This is a genomic window from Priestia koreensis, assembly GCF_022646885.1.
Classification (GTDB): domain Bacteria; phylum Bacillota; class Bacilli; order Bacillales; family Bacillaceae_H; genus Bacillus_AG; species Bacillus_AG koreensis_A.
Genome location: NZ_CP061868.1, coordinates 514335 through 536128, shown reverse-complemented (window position 1 = coordinate 536128; position 21794 = coordinate 514335). Strand labels below are relative to the sequence as shown.

At 39.7% G+C, this 21794-nt stretch carries 19 protein-coding genes; 4 read left to right on the top strand and 15 right to left on the bottom strand.

What is annotated here, in order from left to right; translation table 11 throughout:
* The first annotated feature begins 70 nt into the window (after positions 1-70).
* Complete coding sequence (locus tag IE339_RS02680; protein ID WP_242173324.1) at positions 71-424, top strand: YgzB family protein; 354 nt, start codon at positions 71-73, stop codon at positions 422-424.
* A 60-nt stretch (positions 425-484) separates the two neighbouring features.
* On the opposite strand, the gene perR is transcribed toward IE339_RS02680, so the two are convergent.
* The 5 genes from perR to IE339_RS02655 form a co-directional block, all read right to left on the bottom strand.
* Positions 485-922, bottom strand: coding sequence for a peroxide-responsive transcriptional repressor PerR (gene perR, locus IE339_RS02675; protein ID WP_053403023.1), 438 nt, complete (start codon positions 920-922; stop codon positions 485-487).
* A 260-nt stretch (positions 923-1182) separates the two neighbouring features.
* Positions 1183-1650: a thioredoxin-dependent thiol peroxidase gene (gene bcp / locus IE339_RS02670; protein ID WP_242173322.1), complete on the bottom strand. Its 468-nt coding sequence runs from the start codon at positions 1648-1650 to the stop codon at positions 1183-1185.
* 56 nt (positions 1651-1706) lie between these two features.
* The gene (locus IE339_RS02665) at positions 1707-2492 is read right to left on the bottom strand and encodes an ABC transporter permease (protein WP_242173320.1); all 786 of its coding nucleotides are present in this window, start codon (positions 2490-2492) and stop codon (positions 1707-1709) included.
* Between the two features lie 3 nt (positions 2493-2495).
* Positions 2496-3287 (bottom strand): ABC transporter permease, encoded by a 792-nt coding sequence (locus IE339_RS02660; RefSeq protein WP_242173318.1) that lies wholly within the window; start codon positions 3285-3287, stop codon positions 2496-2498.
* Positions 3280-4293 carry an ABC transporter ATP-binding protein gene (locus IE339_RS02655; protein WP_242173315.1) on the bottom strand — a complete coding sequence of 338 codons (1014 nt, stop codon included), beginning with the start codon at positions 4291-4293 and terminating at the stop codon, positions 3280-3282. The genes IE339_RS02660 and IE339_RS02655 overlap by 8 nt, the downstream gene beginning before the upstream one ends.
* A gap of 200 nt (positions 4294-4493) precedes the next feature.
* Here IE339_RS02655 and IE339_RS02650 point away from each other — a divergent pair, with 200 nt between their 5' ends.
* The 3 genes from IE339_RS02650 to IE339_RS02640 all read left to right on the top strand — a co-directional run bounded on the left by IE339_RS02650 (position 4494) and on the right by IE339_RS02640 (position 11822).
* Positions 4494-5789, top strand: coding sequence for a glutamate-1-semialdehyde 2,1-aminomutase (locus IE339_RS02650; RefSeq protein ID WP_242176090.1), 1296 nt, complete (start codon positions 4494-4496; stop codon positions 5787-5789).
* 299 nt (positions 5790-6088) lie between these two features.
* Positions 6089-10561, top strand: coding sequence for a glutamate synthase-related protein (locus IE339_RS02645; RefSeq protein WP_242173312.1), 4473 nt, complete (start codon positions 6089-6091; stop codon positions 10559-10561).
* 172 nt (positions 10562-10733) lie between these two features.
* Entirely contained in the window at positions 10734-11822 is a 1089-nt protein-coding gene (locus tag IE339_RS02640) for an FUSC family protein (protein ID WP_242173309.1), read from the top strand.
* A 32-nt stretch (positions 11823-11854) separates the two neighbouring features.
* On the opposite strand, the gene IE339_RS02635 is transcribed toward IE339_RS02640, so the two are convergent.
* The 10 genes from IE339_RS02635 to fabL form a co-directional block, all read right to left on the bottom strand.
* Positions 11855-12757: an ABC transporter permease gene (locus IE339_RS02635; RefSeq protein ID WP_242173307.1), complete on the bottom strand. Its 903-nt coding sequence runs from the start codon at positions 12755-12757 to the stop codon at positions 11855-11857.
* Between the two features lie 18 nt (positions 12758-12775).
* A complete protein-coding gene (locus tag IE339_RS02630) occupies positions 12776-13780 on the bottom strand; it encodes an ABC transporter permease (RefSeq protein ID WP_053403032.1) in 1005 nt (334 codons plus the stop codon).
* A 133-nt stretch (positions 13781-13913) separates the two neighbouring features.
* A complete protein-coding gene (locus IE339_RS02625; protein WP_053403230.1) occupies positions 13914-15470 on the bottom strand; it encodes an ABC transporter substrate-binding protein in 1557 nt (518 codons plus the stop codon).
* 144 nt (positions 15471-15614) lie between these two features.
* Positions 15615-16583, bottom strand: coding sequence for an ABC transporter ATP-binding protein (locus IE339_RS02620; RefSeq protein WP_242173305.1), 969 nt, complete (start codon positions 16581-16583; stop codon positions 15615-15617).
* A complete protein-coding gene (locus tag IE339_RS02615) occupies positions 16558-17583 on the bottom strand; it encodes an ABC transporter ATP-binding protein (protein ID WP_242173302.1) in 1026 nt (341 codons plus the stop codon). The genes IE339_RS02620 and IE339_RS02615 overlap by 26 nt, the downstream gene beginning before the upstream one ends.
* Before the next feature lie 144 nt (positions 17584-17727).
* Positions 17728-19476, bottom strand: coding sequence for an ABC transporter ATP-binding protein (locus tag IE339_RS02610; RefSeq protein WP_242176089.1), 1749 nt, complete (start codon positions 19474-19476; stop codon positions 17728-17730).
* A gap of 59 nt (positions 19477-19535) precedes the next feature.
* Entirely contained in the window at positions 19536-20063 is a 528-nt protein-coding gene (gene ntdP, locus IE339_RS02605; RefSeq protein WP_242173301.1) for a nucleoside tri-diphosphate phosphatase, read from the bottom strand.
* Between the two features lie 232 nt (positions 20064-20295).
* Complete coding sequence (locus IE339_RS02600) at positions 20296-20571, bottom strand: YgaB family protein (protein ID WP_277933936.1); 276 nt, start codon at positions 20569-20571, stop codon at positions 20296-20298.
* Positions 20572-20782: 211 nt separating this feature from the next.
* Complete coding sequence (locus IE339_RS02595) at positions 20783-20968, bottom strand: gamma-type small acid-soluble spore protein (protein WP_242173298.1); 186 nt, start codon at positions 20966-20968, stop codon at positions 20783-20785.
* Positions 20969-21034: 66 nt separating this feature from the next.
* Entirely contained in the window at positions 21035-21784 is a 750-nt protein-coding gene (gene fabL, locus IE339_RS02590; RefSeq protein WP_242173296.1) for an enoyl-[acyl-carrier-protein] reductase FabL, read from the bottom strand.
* Positions 21785-21794: the final 10 nt, after the last annotated feature.

Genomic DNA, 21794 nt, shown 5'->3' with positions numbered 1-21794 from the left:
AGCCCGTTAAATTATTACCTAAAATAGCCAGAATTTTGTGATATGATTAATTTAATAGGAGGGGACTGAATTGGCAACTAAATATTCAAGCAAGATTAATAAGATTCGCACGTTTGCATTAAGTCTTATTTTTATTGGATTTATTGTCATGTATGGGGGAGTATTTTTTCGATCAAACGTATGGGCCATGACTATCTTTATGCTACTCGGTCTACTATGCATCATCGCTAGCACCGTTGTTTATTTTTGGATCGGTCTCTTATCAACAAAAGCGGTCCAAGTAGTCTGTCCAAGCTGTAAAAAACCGACCAAAATACTTGGTCGAGTGGATATGTGTATGCATTGTAGAGAACCACTCACGCTAGACCCATCATTAGAAGGAAAAGAATTTGATGAAAGATACAATAAAAAAAGCGCCACTTAAACATGACGCAAAAAAGGGCAAAAGAAAAACCTCTATCATGAGGTTATCTTTTGCCTTTTATCAGTGCTCTGTTTTTTCTTTACAATCCGAACAAGTTCCGTAAATCTCCATGCGGTGATTCTTCACATCAAATCCAGTGATATGAGCAGCAAGTGCTTCTACTTCGTCTAGACCTGGGTAGTGAAAATCAACAATTCGGCCACAGCGATCACAAATAACGTGATAGTGATGAGTAGTAACGTAATCAAAACGACTTGAGGCATCTCCAAAAGTCAACTCTTTCACAATCCCTACTTCTTTAAACACACGCAAGTTATTATATACCGTAGCAACACTCATGTTAGGGAATTTACCCTCTAATGATTTATAAATTTCATCTGCAGTTGGATGCGACATTGAACTGATTAGATATTCCAAAATCGCATGACGCTGTGGAGTAATGCGAACACCGGTCCCTTTTAGCGATTCAATTACGTCCTTCAATTCATGGGCTGACACGTCATGCACCTCATTTCTATAGATATTATTACTTTATAATTCTTATAATTAGTCTACAAGAAAATGTATGCTTTTGTCAATCTTGCTCTATGTAACATCATCACTCTTTTAAAGATGATTTGACGCACGTTCCTTCATATAAAAAGAAGTGCGAAGAATTTCGCACTTTCTACATTTAGTACTATCCTGAGGAGGTATGCCCTACACCATTATTTTATGTAGGTGAAAACAAAATGTCCTGGGCACCTACCCAATTTCCATTAAAGATTTTCCTTGATATAACGAAGGGCATCTTCCACGTGATCTTTTACACGGACTTTACGCCACTCTTTTACAAGCATTCCCTCTTTGTCAATGATGAACGTAGAGCGTTCAATACCCATGTACTCTTTACCAAAGTTTTTCTTTAGTTTCCATACACCATACTGTTCAGCTACTTGATGATCTTCATCTGCTAGTAGCTGAAACGGAAGTCCATGTTTTTTTATAAATGTTTCATGTTTTGCAACTGGATCGGGACTCACACCTAGAATGACGGTGTTTAAATCTTGGAATTGTTCGTGCTGATCACGGAAATCACACGCTTCTGTCGTACACCCTGGTGTCATATCCTTTGGATAAAAATAAAGCACGATATTTTTCCCTGCAAATTGAGATAGCGATACAGTTTGTCCTTCAGTTGAAGGAAGTTCAAAATCTGGCGCTTTTTTTCCAACGTCAAGCGTCATATTAATCCCCTTCTTTCTTCATACTTATTTCTTCTTAATTATACGGAAGTTTGCTTTTAATTACCCGCACCACGATATTTTTTAACCCCAATATTCCATAGAACAAGGGAAATTCCAAAAAACACAATTCCCATAACAGGAGTTAAAAAAGCATAGCCATACCATTTTGTTTTCCCTAAAAAGTACGCAGCTGGATAAACACCTACAAAGGCAAAAGGTAAAATCCACGTTAAAATGTAACGAATGATCTGGTTGTAAATATCTACAGGATATCTTCCGTAGTTCCCGATATTATACATAGTAGGCATGATGGACGTACGTGCATCAGACCAAAAACCAATACTTGCAATAGCAACAAAAATACCTGCATAAACAAGCGCACCTCCAAAGACAAACGCAACAAAAATAATGACGTCATACCAATGGAAATCAAGTGCTAACCTTGAACCTGCATACAGCATAACCGCTAATCCAGTAAAAGCCCCAAATAAAGACTCTAGTTCCATTCGTTCTAGAATCACTTGAAAAAGACTGTGGATCGGTCTTGTTAATATGCGATCCATCTCCCCTTTTACGATATACCTTTCGTTAAAATCCCAAATGTTAAAAAAAGCGGAGAAAAGCGCAAACGGAACAAGAAAGAAGCCGTAAATAAAGATAATTTCATCTCGAGACCACCCGTTTAAAAGCTGTGTGTGCCCGAAAACAACCAATATAAAAATTAAATTTACTGCTTGAAATAATAAATCTGATAATAACTCTACTACTACATCAGTGCGATATTGAAGACGTGTTTTCATATATTGACTGATGTACTGAACGAACATAGATGTGTAAAACACGACTTATCCCCCCTGAATAACCATTCTTTTTCTTGCTATATTCCATAGAAGTGAAATAGGAACAAATAAAATAAGTGCCCATATACATTGAGTTAAAAGCGCAGAGGTAATCTGACTCCCTTTAAAACCTTCTGTAAAAATCATACTTGGGATATAGCTAATCGATTGGAAAGGAAAATAAGCCATAATGTGCTGTGCCCAAATTGGATAAAAAGAAATCGGCAACAGTAGTCCAGAAAACAAATCGATGACTACCCTTTTTGCTCGAATAAGTCCGTCATTGTTAAATAAGAAAAAAGTCGTGATTCCCGTTAATAGATTGATTTGCGTGTTTACAATAAAGCTTAAGATTAATGATAGGAAAAAGAAGCCCCACGTGGGAATATCCGTTGATAATTGAATTGGGAATAGTAACCCCACAATGACCATACCCGGAACAGAGAAAAATAGGATACGGAAAATTCCTTCCCCTAGTCCCTGCATCGCTTTCATGCCAAGGTAACTGTAAGGACGAATTAATTCCACTGCTACTTTTCCTTCTTTAATCTCCATTGCCATTTCCCGATCCAAATTATTAAAGTAGAAGGCTCTAGCCATCCAGGATACGGCAACGTAAGTAGTCATCTGAACAATGGTTAACCCTTGTATATTCGATTTTCCACTGTAGATCGCACTCCATAGAAAATAGTACGCTCCGATGTTAATGCTATAAATAAGGATACCGCTATAATAGTTTGTTCGATAGGCAAGCATCATTAAAAACCGTATGCGAATCATTTCAAGATACTTATCCATGCGTCATCCCCTCTTCATAGATGTTTCGGATAATTTCTTCTGTCGACGTCTCGTCGATGCTAATATCTTTGATTGCATACCGTGCTACTACTTTACCGATTACTTGCGAGATCGCATCTTCCTCATTATGAACATGTGCTACTAGCACATTGGCTCTTTCTCCTTCTTTCCAAGAAACAGGAAGTTCAGAGGTAAAGGCAGCCAGTTCTTCCTTATTTGGTTCCTCTTTAAATTCAAAGGAAACTTGCTTCTGACCACCCCAATTGGAGCGAAGCTTTTTCAACGAACCATCATAAATAATGTTTCCTTCGTCTAGCATCACTACTCGTTCACACAGTGCTTCAATATCCGCTAAATCATGTGTCGTTAATAGGATCGTTGTGTTGTATTTTTCGTTAATTTCTTTTAAAAATTGGCGAATTTTTAACTTTACAAGTACATCCAATCCAATTGTAGGTTCATCTAAGAACAGAAGCGGTGGATTATGAATAAGTGCCGCCGCAAGCTCACAACGCATTCGCTGTCCTAGCGATAACTTTCGTACAGGCTTATCTAGTAGTGGACCAATATCCAATGTTTTAATGACATGCTCCATGTGCTCTTCATATTCTTCATCCGATACTTTGTACACTTTTTTAAGCAATCGAAACGACTCTTGAACGGCAATATCCCACCAAAGCTGTGAACGCTGTCCAAATACGACGCCAATCGTATGGGCAAATCGCTCGCGCTCCTTGTGCGGGTTCATACCATTTACAGTCACATTGCCATCTGTTGGAGTTAGAATACCTGTGAGCATTTTAATCGTGGTAGATTTCCCAGCTCCGTTCTCACCTATGTATCCAACCATTTCTCCTTGCTTGACCGTAAAAGAAATATCATTTACCGCTCGGTGAATCTTATAGTTTCGTGTCAAAAGATCTCGAAAAGCGCCTTTTAATCCCGAACGGCTTGAATAGGCCTTAAATTCTTTACGTAACTTTACAACTTCAATTGCATTTCCCATGATGTAACCTCCATGCTTATTAACCGTACGCCTTAGTCTATACAATTCCCTACCCCTTCACAATTACTAAAATAATTGTTTGTTTTTTCAGCAAAATCTGTTTATTACTCTTTCGCAATGAATCAGCTCGCTTACCTTTTTCCACGTTTCTTATTTTGATAGAATAGGGATGGTAAATACGTTTCTTGAGGAGGAACATGATGCAATTCACAAAATCTGAACAGCTTCAGCAAGAAGCTGTAGAAAATATTCTTGGAGGAGTAAACAGCCCCTCTCGATCTTATAAAGCGGTAGGTGGCGGTGCTCCTGTTGTAATGGAACGCGCAAAAGGCGCATATTTCTGGGATGTAGATGGTAATCAATATATTGATTACTTAGCGGCATATGGCCCAATCATTACTGGACATGCTCACCCACATATTACAAAAGCAATCCAACATGCAGCAGAAACAGGCGTGCTATACGGTACACCAACAAAGCATGAAATTACATTCGCAAAAATGATCCGTGAAGCAATGCCTGCTTTAGATAAAGTACGCTTTGTTAACTCCGGGACTGAGGCGGTTATGACGACAATTCGTGTTGCGCGTGCTTATACTGGTCGTGACAAAATCATCAAATTTGCTGGGTGCTACCATGGTCACTCAGACTTAGTGCTAGTAGCAGCAGGATCTGGACCATCTACATTAGGGACACCAGACTCAGCGGGCGTACCAAAGAGCATCGCACAAGAGGTTATTACGGTCCCATTCAATGAAATTAAACCGTTCAAAGAAGCTCTTGAAAAATGGGGCGATGAAGTAGCTGGAATCTTAGTAGAACCAATCGTCGGAAACTTTGGGATTGTTGAACCAGAGCCAGGATTCCTTCAACAAGTAAATGATTTGGCGCATGCAGCTGGCGCACTCGTTATTTATGATGAAGTAATTACGGCATTCCGTTTTATGTATGGTGGAGCACAAGATCTATTAGGCGTTAAGCCAGATTTAACGGCTCTAGGTAAAATTATTGGTGGTGGGTTACCGATCGGTGCATACGGTGGCCGCCAAGATATTATGGAACAAGTTGCGCCTCTTGGACCAGCTTATCAAGCAGGAACAATGGCAGGGAATCCGGCCTCTATGCTATCTGGAATCGCATGTCTTGAAGTGTTAAAAGAAGAAGGAGTATACGAAGAAATGGACCGTCTTGGTGCCATTCTTGAAGCGGGTATCGAAAAGCACGCGGCTACATACAACCTTCCGATTACCATTAACCGCTTGAAAGGCGCGCTAACGATTTATTTCACAAATGAAAAAGTGAAAAATTATGTACAAGCTGAAAACACGGACGGCGAGATGTTCGCGAAGTTCTTTAAATTAATGCTTCACCAAGGTATTAATTTAGCTCCTTCTAAATACGAAGCGTGGTTCCTGACGACTGCTCATACAGAAGAAGACATTCAAAAGACGTTAGTTGCAGTTGAAAATGCATTTAAACAATTAGCGAACGCATAAATATACAATAATATTAACGGTCATCGGAGATATATTTCCGATGACCGTTTTTCTTTTTAATTGGAAACGCTTACAAATTAATGTTTGTACGTATTATTGACAGTTTTATTAATTTTATGGGTTTGAATAATTGATCAGCAAAATGAATAAATAATTGAATTTTTCTGAAATCCATGATAAGATGTTAGTTACAATTCTGAAAATTTAGTTTTTTAGTTTACTTTTAAAAATAGATTATTACTTGGAGGTGAAGGCAGGAAGAGTGTGTGTGATCTTACTACGCACTTGAAGCCAAACGTATGCGTCAATCAACATGGACCCCTAGTTTATTTAAAGACTATCATCTTCACGAACACGATGCGTGTGGTATTGTGTCAGTCATTGAAAAAGAGAGAGAAGCAACAAAGAAAAATATTGAGGACTGCATTAATGCTCTTAACACTATGAATCACCGTGCTGGCTTTGTTAACGGCGAAGGTGATGGAATTGGTGTACACATCGACTTACCAACTATTCTATGGAAAGAAAAACTATCTAAAGCTGGATTAAATGAAAGTTTAGTAGACCAAGATTCTTTTATTGTCGGTCACTTTTTTATTTCTAAGGAAGTTAGCAAGACTTCTGCAAAAAAGCGCATTTTGTCAGTATTAGAAGGTCTAAATTTCGAATTAGTGTATGAAGCAGATAATATTACAAACTCAGACGTTCTAGGTCCTCTCGCTAAAAATGAAGAACCTTACTTCTGGCAGGTTGGACTTATTTCTAAAGATACCCATTCTATAAAGAAGAAAACATTTGAAGCAACGCTAGAAATTGAGAAAGATGCTGCTGTTCACGTATCTTCCTTAAGCAACTCTTATGTCGTTTATAAAGTAATGGGCGCTGGCGACACCCTAAAGGCTTACTACGAAGATCTAAAAAGTCCCGTGATTGCCTCAACGATGACGCTTGGTCACAATCGTTATTCAACCAATACGCTTACAAATTTTTTCCGTGTACAACCATTCAGCTTGTTAGGCCATAACGGAGAAATTAACACGGTAGCAAAGCTTCGTGACGAAGCGCGTATGATGAATGTTTCGTTAACAAATGGAGGTAGTGATTCACAAGATCTTGACCGAATTATTCAATCGCTTATTTCACGCGATGATTATTCTTTATTTGAGGCGGTCGATGTTCTCTTCCCTCCTATCGTTAACGAAATTAAAGCTTACCCACCTCACCTACAAGATTTGTACACGTATGTTCGAGAAGCGTGGGGACACTTCGCCCAAGGCCCTGCTGGAATTATTTCAAGATATGAAGACGAAGCTGTTTTCAGCGTAGATTCTTTAGGGCTGCGTCCATTGTGGAAGTTAGAGACTGAGAGCTCTTACCTGTTTTCTTCTGAACCAGGAATTATTCCAAACGGCGAGTATGTTGCTGAACCTAAACCACTAGGACCTGGAGAAAAAGTAGGCTTAAAATGGAATGCTGATGGGAAGATGGTTGTGTTTGATTATCCAGCACTTCAGCAGGAAGTATACGAGCGGTTCTCTAAGCGGATTAAGCTAGCTGAAGACCGTCTTCGTCTTTCAACGCCTCATTACCCAACCAATGTTTTAATGACGAATTTAGGGAAAGTATCTAACGGTCATTATGCCGCATTTGGCTGGGATCGTGAGCATATACAGCTTATTGAACAAATGGCTGATAACGGCGCCGAACCAATTCGCTCGTTAGGTCATGACGCACCGCTTGCGGCTTTACATGGTGGTCGTAAAAATATTGCGGATTATATTAAAGAAAGCGTAGCGGTTGTTACGAATCCAGCCATTGACCGTGATCGTGAGACAGAGCACTTTTCTACACGGGTCATCATTGGGAAACGTCCATCTCTTTCTAAGAAAGAGGATAACGACTATGTTGTTGAACTACTCTCCCCTATCCTTATTGAAGGAGAGCAAGGAAATCGCTGTGCTGAAGCACTTGAACAGCCTTCCTTTGATCAATTAGTAAATGACTATCAGCAAAAGCAGTTATCTTATTATTTATCTGCTACGTTTAAAGATGGCGAATCAATCCCTGAAGCTTTAAAGCGTCTTGAAGAGGAAGCGACAGAAGCGGTATTAGGCGGGAAAACGCTGCTTATCATTGACGATGCACAGGCTCATCAAAACGGACAGTACTTTTTAGATCCTCACCTCGTGACGGCTGCTTTAGATCAGGCTTTAGTAGAAAAACAGCTTCGCCGTAACTGTACGTTGCTTCTACGTTCAGGGGCTATTCGCTCGTTGCATGACGTGGTAACTGCCTTTGGCTTAGGAGCAAATGTCATTAGTCCATACTTATTGTTTGCGACAGTCTTTGAAGAAACAGATCAACCGACGTTAAATCTCTATTCCGCATTAATAAAAGGACTAGAAAAGGTTATTTCTACGATTGGAATTCATGAGCTTAGAGGATACGGACGTCTTTTCTCAGCAATTGGTTTACATGACGACATTGCTGGAATTCTAAATGTTGTAAACTTCTTTGGTTCAACAACTCTCGTCCACAATTGGGAGCAGATGAAAGAAGATTCAATTGCGAGAGCAGCGGAATACGAAGACGAGAAAGCACGTCCGGGGAAAACGTTCCACCTCTTCCCTCGTATTTGGAAAGCGATCGGAGAAGTCGCACAAACTGGATCATACGATGCTTATCGTGAAAAGTTAACGGAGCAAGAGGAAGGAAATCCGACTACTATTCGTCATTTGACGAATGTAACTTCATCTCCTAAACGCATATCACCTGAAAAGGTTGATGTTGGTGTAGGAGAACACAGCTTGCCGTTCGTGATTGCTTCTATGTCATTTGGATCTCAAAATGAAATTGCGTTTAGAGCCTATGCTGAAGCAGCCAACCGCTTGAATATGGTGAGCTTAAATGGTGAAGGTGGCGAAATTAAAGATATGCTTGGCAAGTATCCTCGTACACGAGGACAGCAGGTAGCATCTGGACGTTTCGGTGTGAACGCTGAGCTTCTTAACTCTTCTAATCTATTGGAGATTAAGATTGGGCAAGGAGCAAAGCCTGGGGAAGGTGGACACTTACCAGCATCAAAAGTAACGTTAAAAATTGCTGAAGCGCGTAATGCTACAGTCGGATCAGATTTAATTTCACCATCCAATAACCATGACATTTACTCCATTGAAGACTTAGCTCAAATGATTTCTGAGTTAAAAACAGCCAATGACCAAGCAAAAGTTGCGGTCAAAGTACCGGTCGTGCCAAACATCGGAACGATTGCTGTTGGAATTACCAAAGCTGGAGCTGACATTATTACCTTAAGTGGTTTTGATGGAGGAACTGGTGCGGCGCGTATCCATGCACTTCAGCACGTAGGGTTACCAGTAGAGATTGGCGTTAAAGCGGCTCATAATGCTCTTTTAGAAGCTGGACTACGTCAGAAGGTGGAAATTTGGGCTGACGGTGGAATTAAAAGTGCTCTTGATGTTGTCAAAATGATGATGCTCGGGGCAAATCGTATTGGGTTTGGTACGTTGTCAATGATCGCAATTGGATGTACAACTTGTCGAGGCTGTCACCTTGATACGTGTCATGTAGGAATTGCGACACAAATTGAGTCAGAAGCCCAAGCAAAAGAACACGGACTTCGTCGCTTCGTTCCTCGTCAACTAGATAATGCTGTTCAAGGGTTAACAAACTTCTTTACCGCTTTTGGTAATGAGCTAAAACAACTAGCTGGCGATCTAGGATTTGATCGTCTTCAAGATCTAGTAGGACGCTCTGACCTTTTAACGCAAGCACGAGGAAAAGATCTTCTTGACCTTACCTATCTGCTTAAAACAGTGGATATTCAGCCTTTTGCACAGCCTGAGGTAGCAGCAAGCGTTGAAGAAGAACAATTAAGTGTAGCCGTCGGTAGCGAATATTTAGACTATCACGTTGAAAGTCTAGAACAGTCGCGTTCGTATGATACAGTTACATCTGAACAGCGTATTCTAGGCAGTCGCGTTTCTTGTCACCGCGTGCGTAACCGTCTTGACGGCTCGTATAAAAAACTTCCTGCGATTAGCCTTCAATACAACAATGGCTCTATTCCAGGAAATGGTCTAGGAGCTTACAATACGAGTGGTATTAACATTCAGGTGAGCGGTGGTGCCCAAGATGGAACTGGAAAAACATCTTTTGGAGGCAGTATTTCAATTCTAAAATCACCGGGTAAAAACGGTGGCTATTATAACGGATCTGTTGGTAAAGGATTTGGATACGGTGCACAAAGCGGTCTCCTTTTAGCACAGGGAAATGCTGATGCGCGCGCTGGTATTCGTCTATCAGGGGCCGACATGATTATCGGGGGCAAACTAGTATCTCCTATTCCTGAAGAAGAGCATGGAAATATTGGCGTGAATGCCAACATTAAAGGATTTGCCTTTGAGTACATGACGAACGGTCGTGGTCTTGTAATGGGTGATCCTGGTCCTTGGATTTGTGCGGGGATGACAGGTGGAGTCGTATACCTTCGCCATCAGCCTGAAATGGGCCTAACAAAAGAAGCCTTAAAGCGTCGAATTGCAAAAGGAGCGAAGGTTGATCTTTCTCCTTTAAATGCGAAAGGTTTAGCAGATGTGAAAGAGCTGTTAACATTATACTCAAATGAGTTAACAAATCAGGGTCAGATTGATGAGGCCAAAGAAATAGAAAAATTAGCGGCAAATCCGTCTGATTATTTTCTACAAGTTATTCCAAGTAAAGAACAGGCAGACCCTTCAGTATCAACTGAATGATGTCACACACAACAAAATATTGTTAAAAAATCCCGCTTTTTGGCGGGATTTTTATTTTTTTAACTCTTGATATAATTCGCTAAACCTTGTATATTATGTTATTGTTTACTTTAATTTATTAAGGATAATAAATAAGAAAAGAATTATTATCGGAAAGGAATTTAAGAATCAAATGAAACTTGGAGCCCGCATTTTAAAAACGGGAATTGCCATTACGCTTGCTTTAGTTCTAGCTAAGTATCTAGGGAGCCCTTCTCCCATCTTTGCGGGAATTGCTGCGATATTTGCGATTCAACCATCGATTTATCGCTCTTACCTAACCGTGCTTGAACAGGTACAAGGAAACGTAATTGGCGCGTTATTAGCGGTAGTTTTTGTACTGATCTTTGGTAATAATCCTTTCATTATTGGACTAACAGCTGTTATTGTTATTGGTATCAACTTAAAACTTAAAATTAATAATACCATTGGTTTAGCCTTAGTAACGGTCTTGTCCATCATGGAGAGCACGAGCGATCACTTCGTTCTATTTGCACTTATACGTTTTAGTACTATTCTGCTCGGTGTACTTTCAGCCTTTGCGGTAAACTTAATTTTTCTCCCACCTAAGTATGAAACAAAGCTTTACTATAAAATTGTTTATACAACGGAAGAGATTATTAAATGGATTCGTATTAGCATGCGCCAAGCAACAGAATACACTCTTTTAAAAGCTGATATTAGTAAAATCAAGGATCAAATCAAACGCATGGATCAATTCTTTGATTTTTACAAAGAAGAGCGTACGCATTCGAAGAAAAATAGGTATGTAAAATCAAGAAAGCTAGTTCTCTTTCGTCAAATGATTGTTACGACAAATGCTTCCTATAAAATTTTAAAATTGTTACACCGCTTAGAGAATGATATCTTGCATCTTCCTAAAAACATGCAAGACTTAATTACAAGCGAAATAGAATGCTTACTAGGATATCACGAGCACTTAATGCTCAAATTTATCGGTAAAATTAAAGTCCAGCAAACTGAACCCATTGCAGATGAGGCTTGCACAGGCAGACGCGCTCTTATTCATGCGTTTATGCAACAACGATTACAAGAAGAGGATAGCGACAATAAAGCAGTTTATCACCTGTTCCCTGTTGTAGCGGCTATTCTAGAATATAGTGACCATTTGGATCATTTAGAGACCTTAATTGATAGTTTCCATAGCTATCACAAAGACATTAATGAATTTCAAATTGAAGATGAACCTGAACTTGAATAGAAAAAATCCTGGAGCGATGCTCCAGGATTTTTTTAATTTTTCATTCTTGGGTCTAGCGCATCTCGTAATCCGTCTCCCATGAGATTAAACCCTAGAACCGTCAGCATAATGGCGATGCCGGGGAAAACCATTGTCCAAGGAGCTTGTACTAAAAACGTTTTAGAATCTGCTAGCATCTTCCCCCACTCAGGTTCTGGGGCTCTCGCACCTAACCCTAAAAACCCAAGAGCAGCTGCTTCAATAATTGCCGTTGCGATAGCTAGCGTACCCTGTACAATAATTGGCGTCATGCTGTTCGGCAAAATATGATGGAAAAGAATACGGCTGTCCTTCATCCCAATTGCTTTCGCTGACAGAATGTACTCCTCCTGTTTAACACTCAATACTTTGGATCGAATAAGACGCCCGAAATTTGGAATATTTATAACCGCAATCGCAATCAAAGCATTTTCTAAGGAAGGTCCTAATACCGCTACGATTCCAATTGCTAATAGAATACTCGGGAAAGCAAGCATAATATCGAAAACTCGTGAAATGATTGTATCAATCCATTTTCCATAGTACCCTGCTAAAATTCCAAGCAAGCTTCCTACTATCACAGATCCTAGAACGGCTACAAAGCCAACCCATAAGGAAATTCTCGCTCCGTATATGACACGTGAAAGGATGTCCCGTCCAAAATCATCTGTCCCAAACCAGTGCTCACTTGAAGGGGGCTGAAGCTTTTTCGAGATCATCTGCTCATTGAAGCCCTGTGGTGCGATCCAAGGTGCAGCAAGTGCCAATATAATAAAGAAAAGTACGATACCTGTCCCAATGACCGCTAGTTTATTTTTACGAAATCCCCTCCATGCTTCTTTCCACGGAGAAATGGACTCATCTTGCTGTGGTGCTGAAGGCGGTAAGGAAGCTTCTTTTCTCGCTAGTTCTGCCATAATAACACCTCTCCATTCCTAATTATATTTAATACGTGGATCAACAACTGCGTATAACAGATCGACAATTAAATTGATCAAAACGAACAAAATAGCAATAATTAAAATTCCTGATTGAATAACAGGATAGTCACGATAACCGATTGCTTCGTAAATATAGCGGCCAATTCCAGGCCAGCTGAAGATCGTTTCCGTTAAAATCGCACCACCTAGTAACAAGCCAAACTGTAATCCAATGATTGTAATAATAGGAATGACGGCATTTTTTAAACAGTGTTTGTACACAACCCAAAACATTTTCAACCCTTTTGCACGGGCTGTTCGGATGAAATCTGAACGCATGACCTCAAGCATACTTGAGCGTGTAATACGGGCAATAATTGCCATTGGGATCGTTGCAAGCGCAAGGCTTGGTAAAATTAAATGTTGAATGACGGTCCAGAATTGATCAAAGCGCCCCTGTATTAATGTATCTATAATATAAAGATGTGTGATGGCCTCTATAGGCGCCCTTACATCCTCCCGGCCCATCGTTGGAAGCCAGTCAAGATTAATGGCAAATGCCCACTGCTCCATAAGCCCAAGCCAGAAAATAGGAATGGACACGCCAATTAAGGCAAGAAGCATTGCTACATAGTCAAACCAGGAATTTTGGAACCATGCACTAATAATGCCGGCATTTACACCAATCACAATGGCAATGATGATCGCAACTAGCGATAATTCAATTGTTGCGGCTAAATATGGCCAAATCTCTTCGCTAATCGGTGATTTTGTACGCAGTGAATCGCCTAGATTTCCTGTGAATAGATCCCCTAGATAGTGAAAATATTGGATATACCAAGGCTGATCTAATCCAAGCTGCTTCGTTAAGTTCGCAATCGATTCTTTCGTAGCTAGCTGACCTAATATCACCTGAGCCGGATCTCCAGGTATGGCACGGATCATAAAAAATACCACTAGAGAAAGGCCCAATAGAACAGGAATTAACATTAATACTCGTCGTGTAATATATGAGAACATTTTCTCACTTCCTTTATGGTGGAATGCTTGTCCAAAATAGCTATGTATGAATGTTCAAATGAAATCGCCCTCTTCCTCCTTACCATCACGGAGAGGTGAATTGGGCGATTTTCATTTAACTATTTATGACCGATTACTTAAAATAAACGCCTAGGAACTTATCAGATCCAGTTGGATGTGGATGGAATCCTTCTAAATTCGCTTTTGCAGCAAGAGCTGGGTTTGAGTATACAAGTGGAATCCACGGTGCATCATCTTTAATAATTGCTTGAGCCTGCTTGTAAAGCTCATTACGTTTTGCTTGATCTACCTCTGTTTGTGCTTGAATTAATAAATCATGCACTTTTGGATTTTTATAGTACGTATAGTTGTTGCTTCCGATTGAATCTTGGTCAAGAAGTACATATAAGAAGTTATCAGCATCACCGTTATCACCAGTCCATCCTAATAAGAACGTATCTGCTTCCCCTTTACGTGCTTTTTCAAGGTATGTTGCCCACTCATACGTAACGATTTTTGCTTTTACACCAATCTTTTCGAAGTTTGCTTGAAGTGCTTCCGCAATCTTTTGTCCATCTGGCATATATGGTCGCGCTACAGGCATTGCCCAAAGTTCAATGCTAAAACCATCTTTGTAGCCAGCTTCTGCAAGAAGCTTCTTCGCCTTATCTAAATCAAAATCGTAATCTTTTAATTCATCATTATAGCCTTCTACTACTGGAGGCATTGGGTTTACTGCTGGTTTTGCTTCTCCTGCATAGAAACCTTCAATAAGCTCTTTTTTGTTTACTGCATAGTTCAATGCTTGACGTACTTTTTTATCTTTCAAAGGTCCTCTTGTGCTTGTTAAACCAAGGTAAGCTACGTTTAGTGAAGGACGTGTAATAACTTGAAGGTTAGAATCACTCTTCACAGACGGAACATCACTGTAGTTCACTCCATCAATTAAATCCACTTCTCCTGTTTTTAACGCATTTAGTCGCGCAGAGTTTTCAGGAATAACGGTAAAAATAACTTTCTCTAATTTTGGCTCATCTTTTACCCAATAGTCTTTGTTCTTTTCAATTGTAATACGATCGTTTTCTTTCCATTCAACAAACTTGTATGGACCTGTACCTACTGGATTTTTCATGTATTTGTCGCCATATTTTTTAATCGCTTCTGGAGAAGAAATGGCGAATGCACCCATGCCAAGGTTTTTAAAGAATGGCGCAAGCGGATGTTTTAATTTAAATTCAACTGTAGTTGCATCCTTTGCTGTTACACTCTCAATAACATCACCGAACTGTGAGTTATAATAGTAGAATTGCTCTTTGTTTCCTGCTTTCCAGCGATTAAAGTTAAATACAACTGCTTCTGCGTTAAAGTCGCTTCCATCTTGGAATTTGATTCCTTCACGAAGCTTTAATGTTTGTACTAAACCATCGTCAGAAGTACTCCACTCAGTTGCTAAACCTGGTGTTAAATCCGTGCTGCTTTCTTTAAAATCAATCAATGTATCAAAAATATTTTCCGTTACTTTAAATGACTCACCGTCTGTTGCTGTAGCTGGGTCAAGGGAAACAGAATCCCCACCGCGTCCATACACAAGCGTGGTTTGTTTATCACCGCTGCTACTGTCGCCGCCACCTTTACCACTTGTACTAGATTTTCCACACCCAGCTAGTACAATTGAAAGGGCTAATACCATTGTTAAAAGTACGGTATACCACTTTTTCACTTAAAATCCCCCTTTGATTTTATCTATTTTTTTAACAGGTGATTAACCTGAAAAAACCAGTATTCACAGAGTAAAATAGTCCTACCTATAAATATCTATACGTTTCCTAGAAATTTATTCATACAGATGACAAGCTACAAAATGGCCGGATTCAATCTCTTTAAATTCCGGTCTTGTCGTTCGACATACATCCATACATTTTCCACAACGAGTATGAAATGCACATCCCGTTGGCGGGTTGGACGGACTAGGAATATCTCCTTGTAAAACGATCTGCTCACGCTGGAATTCAGGGTCTGGAACCGGAACGGCTGACAATAGTGCTTCGGTATAAGGATGTAATGGTCTACTATAAATGTCTTCACTATTAGCAAGTTCAACCATATTCCCTAAATACATAACGCCAACACGATCACTGATATGCCGCACAACTCCTAGGTCATGAGAGATAAAAACATAGGTTAATTGAAATTCATTTTGTAAGTCTTCTAGTAAATTCAATACCTGCGATTGAATGGATACATCTAGGGCTGATACAGGTTCATCTGCAATAATCAGCTTTGGTCTCGTCATTAATGCTCGTGCAATCCCAATACGCTGACGCTGCCCACCGCTAAATTGATGAGGATAGCGTTTTGCGTGATAAGCGCTTAATCCTACAACTTCAAGCATTTCATGCACCATTTTTCTTCGCTCTGCCTTCGATCCAATTCCATGTACGATGAGCGGTTCTTCTAAGATCTTCTCGACATTATGTCGAGGGTTCAGTGAAGCAAATGGATCTTGGAAGATCATTTGCATTTCCTTTCGAACCTTTCGAACGTCACTATTCTTTAATGCCGTAAGCTCTTGGTTTTCAAAAATGACTTGTCCCTCTGTCGGATCAAGGAGTCTAAGGAGAAGCTTACCCGTTGTGGATTTACCACATCCACTTTCACCCACAATTCCTAGCGTCTCTCCTTTTTTCACTTCAAAGCTCACACCGTCAACCGCTTTGACATCTCCCGTTTTCTTTCCGAGTATCCCACCCGTAATGGGAAAGTGTTTTTTCAATCCTTTAACTTGAAGTAACGGCTGTGTCACCTTTTTTTACCCCCTCTGTTTCATGTAAAAAGCAGCGTGCATAATGGGGTTTTTCACCTTCTGCACTCACCCCGTAGAGATAAGGATCTTCTTTTGTGCAGCGTTCAAACGCAAATTCACAGCGTGCAGCAAATCGGCATCCTGTTCGAACTGATCCAGGTTTTGGCACGTTTCCAGGGATAGAGTATAAACGATCCTTTTTAAAGCGTTTATCGGGTATCGATTTAATAAGTCCCATCGTATAAGGGTGTTTTGCATTTTTGAAGATGGTCTTTACGTCTGCTTCTTCAACTATTTGCCCACCATACATAACTACAATGCGGTCACATACTTCTGCGACTACACCTAAATCGTGGGTAATGAGCATAACGGCCGTATTTAATTTTTTATTTAAGCTTTTCATTAACTGTAGAATTTGTGCTTGAATTGTTACGTCTAAAGCGGTAGTAGGTTCATCTGCTATTAACAATTTGGGGTCACAAAGTAACGCCATTGCAATCATGACACGTTGTCTCATACCGCCAGATAGCTGGTGAGGATATTCATTGATGAGTTCTTCTGCACGTGGTAGTCCAACAAGTTTTAACACATTGATGATATGTTCTTTCGCTTGTTTCTTCGTTAATTTCTTATGTATTCGTAAAGGCTCCGTTAGCTGATTGCCAATTGTGAAAAGCGGATTTAACGAGGTCATAGGCTCCTGAAAAATCATTGCCATCTCATTTCCGCGTATTTGCCTCATTTTCTCTTCTGAGGCGGGGACGAGATTTTGCTCATTAAAATAAATTTCTCCTTCGACAATTTTCCCTGGAGGTGAAGGAATCAACTTCATAATTGAGAGCGAGGTAACGCTTTTCCCACATCCTGATTCGCCTACAATTCCTAAAATCTCGCCTTCATGAATCGTAAAACTAATTCCATCTACTGCTGGAACTTCTCCGTCTTCGGTGAAAAAGGAAGTTTTGAGGTTATTAACTTGAAGCACGGCCTTTTGAGGCATTGTTGTACCTCCCTAATGTTTTAATTTTTAGAATATTGTTTATTTTAAGATTATACAGTGGTTAGTTCTAAAAGAAAAGAGGATTTTTTTACATTATTCGACTATTCAATCCAAAAAAATAAAAAGGCTCCTCTCGGAACCTTTTTACATAACGTCTAACTGTTGGACGTTAAACAAGTCATAATAGTGACCTTTTTTATTCATTAATTCTTCATGAGTGCCCGTTTCTACAATTTTCCCATGCTCTAAAAGAACGATTTTATCAACGTGGGTAATCGTAGATAAGCGATGCGCTACGATAAAAGTTGTTCGATCTTTTGCTAGATGTTCAAGCGCCTCTTGAATTAAATGCTCGCTTTCCAAATCTAACGCAGACGTTGCTTCATCAAACACAAGAATTGGTGGGTTTTTCAAAAACACCCTGGCGATCGCAATGCGCTGCTTCTGACCACCAGATAGCTTCACTCCTCGTTCTCCGACTTTCGTGTCATATCCTTCTGGTAGCCCTAGGATGAAATCATGAGCGTTAGCTGCACGAGCTGCTTCATATACTTCTTCCTCAGTTGCATCAGGCTTTCCTAGCAAAATATTTTCCCTGACCGTTTCACTGAATAAAAGAGAATCTTGAAGAACCATTCCAATCTTATCTCGAAGACTACGTGCTTTATATTCACGGATATCTATTCCATCTAACAAAATACGACCTGACGTGACGTCGTAAAAACGTGGAATCAAGCTAATTAGTGTTGATTTCCCTCCACCGCTCATTCCCACAAAGGCAATGGATTGACCAGCTTGGACGTCTAGATTCACGTCGTGTAGCACTGATGGTTCGTCATCGTTATAAGCAAACGTCACCTCATCAAAAGTGACTCTTCCCTTCACTTGCTGACACTCCACGGCATCCTTTTTATCAACGATATCATAAGGCTCGTCCAATAATTCAAATACACGGTCCATCGATGCCAACGATTGCGTAAGCGTGGTAGAAGAATTGACTAAGCGACGCAGTGGATTGTACAGACGATCGATATAAGTCACAAACGCTACCATAGTTCCGATTTTCATCTGTCCATTAATAACTTCATAAGCCGCATATCCGATAACAAGAAGCGGTGCTAAATCGGTAACGGTATTTACAACCGCAAACGTTTTAGCGTTCCAGCTCGTATGATTGAGGGCTTTTGTTAGGAAGTTATTGTTTTGCTTGTCAAATCGCTTTTGCTCATGCTCTTCAATTGCAAAGCTTCGAATGACAGAAATACCTTGCACACGTTCATGCAAATGCCCTTGTACTTCAGCTAAGGCTTGAGATCTTTTGCGTGTTAAATCTCGCAAACGTGCATAGAAGTATTTAACAGAGAACGCATAGACAGGAAATAAGATAATCGAAACAATCGTAAGCGGAACGTCCATCGTGAACATGATCACAATCGAGATGATAATGGTCATCGTATCGAGCCAGACATTCATGAGTCCTGTCACTACGAACGTTTTTGTTTGTTCAACATCGTTAATAATACGTGAGATCACTTCTCCTGCACGAGTGTTTGAGTAAAAACGTAAGCTTAATCGCTGTAAATGATCAAACAGTTTGCTGCGAATATCATACAGCACTTTACTCGATACCCACTGTGCATAATACTGACGGAAGTATTCAATAGGGGGACGTAAAACGGCAAATATAATGAATGTCCCACCCATAATCCAATAGAGCTGATGTAGTTTCTCAGCGTTTGATAGATTGCCTCCAATAATGTCATCAATGACATACTTCAATAGAAGAGGAACAAGAAGCGGAATACCAAACTTTAATAGACCGATTAGAATCGTCCCAAAGATTTGCCATCTATATGGCCTTACAAATGTTAAATATCTGCGAATACTGCTCAGAAAAATCGCCCTCTCGTTCCAAAAATCAAGAACCTGTTGTACATGGTGCAACAGGTTCCTTAATTACGATGCATTAAAAAACGCTCGTACCATATATCAATAAAATCTGGCGCAAATGGTCCTTTTCGCTGACGAATCCAGCTTTTTAATTTTTCAACGTGGCTGTGTAGAATGTGGTCAATAACTTCTGGATAATGCATTTGTTTTCGATGTTTTTCGTACTCATCTTCGTCTAATACAACATATGTCATGTCTGGAAATACTTTAATATCTAAATCGTAGTCAATGTATTTCAGTGCTTCATCATACACGAACGGTGAACTAATATTACAGTAATAATAAATGCCATCTTCCCGAATCATACCGATTACATTAAACCAGTATTTAGAATGAAAATAACAAATTGCCGGCTCTCTCGTAACCCACGTTCTTCCGTCAGACTCTGTTACGAGCGTACGATCATTGGCTCCGATCACTAAATTTTGTGTGGCCTTCAATATCGTTGTAGCATTCCATATTCGATGGATATGTCCATTGTGTTTATAACTATGTATTTGTATTGTTTCTCCTGACATCGGAATGCCCACTTTTACTCCCCTACTTTCATTTTACACTTCCTTATGAAGATTTTTCCCACTATTTTACTGCACGTCTTTGCCTATTAGATATTATTATAACGATTACATCAGCATTTTAAAACCAAATAGGTCAATTCTCAGGAGGAAAATCCTCTCTTTTGAATTGACCTATCTCATCTATTCCTTGTTATCATGCCTATTTTATGGATTTTTAAAAATATTTGATTCATTAAATCTTTTTTCAAAATGACGGTGTTGAAGAAACATTTTGATTCCGTTCTTGTTCATAGGATTGAATGATCTGCTCTGTTTGCTGTTGAAATACCTCTTGAATTTCCTTGAGTTGCTTTTTCATTCCGGAAATTTCATGCTGAATGGATTCGAGAGCTGACTGCCCATACAGGTCTTGTAATTCTTGTTCAATTCTTTGGCATCTTTCTAACTCCGATTGCAAAAATAGCAATTGATCCATTGTCTCTAACTGTTGTGATACTAACTGATCAAATAGTTGTGACAATTTCTTAGTCCTCCCTTTAAACATGATCTCTCTATCAATTCTCTGCTAAAAAAAACATTCCTTTGACAACATATGTAGACTTTAGACAAGTTTTGTCGTTTTATAAAAAAACGCCCTGTATCTTTCGGAGACTTCACAGCCTTCCTATTAATACAGAGCGTTTTTACAGATAAAGCAGATAAACGTTAATTACCTGCCATCATAGTTGAAATTAGCCTTGGTATTTACCAGATTTTTGGTTTTTACCAGCTTCAGCTTGAGCGTTTGCTTGTTTTACGTGTTGAGCGCTAGTTTCGCTAGCGAACTCAGTACCGTATTTACCAGCAGCTTGAGCGTTTTGTTGTTTCACGTGTTGTACGTTTGTACCAGATTGTGTTTTGTTGTTTTTGTTTGTCATTGTAATCACCTCCACGAAAATTAATTTGTCCCGCAGAGGATGACTCTATACAAACTTTTTTACGAATTACATGAGCAGTGAACGACCACCATCGACAATAATTGTTTGTCCACAGATCATAGAAGCTTGTTCAGAAATTAAAAATAACACAGCATCCGCCATATCTTTCGGTTCCACAATTCGTCCTGTTGGGGTTTGTGACTTCGCATCTGATAATAAATCTTCGCGATTAGGGAAATGCTTTAATGCATCTGTATCAACCGCTCCACCCGAAACGGCATTAACGCGAATATTTTTAGGAGCTAGCTCAATCGCTAAATAACGCGTTAGCGCTTCTACCGCTGCTTTTGATACCCCAACCGTTGTATAGTTTTCTAGGTAGCGGATTGAACCAAGTGAGCTAATCGTGACAATTTGTCCGCCACCGTTTTTGTCCATACGCTTCGCTGCCTCTTGAGCTGCAAATAAATAGCCTTTGCTGTTGATATCCATTGTCCAGTCCCAATGTGATTCTTCAAGCTCCATTACAGGTCGTAATACGCCTGAAGCCGCATTGCTGACAAATACGTCCAAACGACCAAACTCTTCATCAATTTTTGTGAAAAGTTCTTTGATTTTATCAACTTTTCCTACGTTTGCTTTTACAACAAGTGCTTTTCTACCATAGCTTTCAATCTCAGTCGCTACTTCTAGAGCAGCTGTTTTGCTTCGCGCGTAATTGATGACAATGTCATATCCTTCTTTTGCTAAGCGTAATGCAATTTCTTTTCCGATTCCTCTACTACTTCCTGTAACTAATGCGACTTTGTTCGTCATTTTTTCATCT

What these genes read in the sequence shown, in the direction of transcription:
- bcp (WP_242173322.1), bottom strand. Translation starts at nt 1,650, where the DNA reads ATGACGCTTGACGTTGGAAAAAAAGCGCCAGATTTTGAACTTCCTTCA.
- IE339_RS02660 (WP_242173318.1), bottom strand. Translation starts at nt 3,287, where the DNA reads ATGGATAAGTATCTTGAAATGATTCGCATACGGTTTTTAATGATGCTT.
- IE339_RS02655 (WP_242173315.1), bottom strand. Translation starts at nt 4,293, where the DNA reads ATGGGAAATGCAATTGAAGTTGTAAAGTTACGTAAAGAATTTAAGGCC.
- IE339_RS02650 (WP_242176090.1), top strand. Translation starts at nt 4,494, where the DNA reads ATGCAATTCACAAAATCTGAACAGCTTCAGCAAGAAGCTGTAGAAAAT.
- IE339_RS02645 (WP_242173312.1), top strand. Translation starts at nt 6,089, where the DNA reads ATGCGTCAATCAACATGGACCCCTAGTTTATTTAAAGACTATCATCTT.
- IE339_RS02640 (WP_242173309.1), top strand. Translation starts at nt 10,734, where the DNA reads ATGAAACTTGGAGCCCGCATTTTAAAAACGGGAATTGCCATTACGCTT.
- IE339_RS02635 (WP_242173307.1), bottom strand. Translation starts at nt 12,757, where the DNA reads ATGGCAGAACTAGCGAGAAAAGAAGCTTCCTTACCGCCTTCAGCACCA.
- IE339_RS02630 (WP_053403032.1), bottom strand. Translation starts at nt 13,780, where the DNA reads ATGTTCTCATATATTACACGACGAGTATTAATGTTAATTCCTGTTCTA.
- IE339_RS02625 (WP_053403230.1), bottom strand. Translation starts at nt 15,470, where the DNA reads ATGGTATTAGCCCTTTCAATTGTACTAGCTGGGTGTGGAAAATCTAGT.
- IE339_RS02615 (WP_242173302.1), bottom strand. Translation starts at nt 17,583, where the DNA reads ATGCCTCAAAAGGCCGTGCTTCAAGTTAATAACCTCAAAACTTCCTTT.
- IE339_RS02595 (WP_242173298.1), bottom strand. Translation starts at nt 20,968, where the DNA reads ATGACAAACAAAAACAACAAAACACAATCTGGTACAAACGTACAACAC.
- fabL (WP_242173296.1), bottom strand. Translation starts at nt 21,784, where the DNA reads ATGACGAACAAAGTCGCATTAGTTACAGGAAGTAGTAGAGGAATCGGA.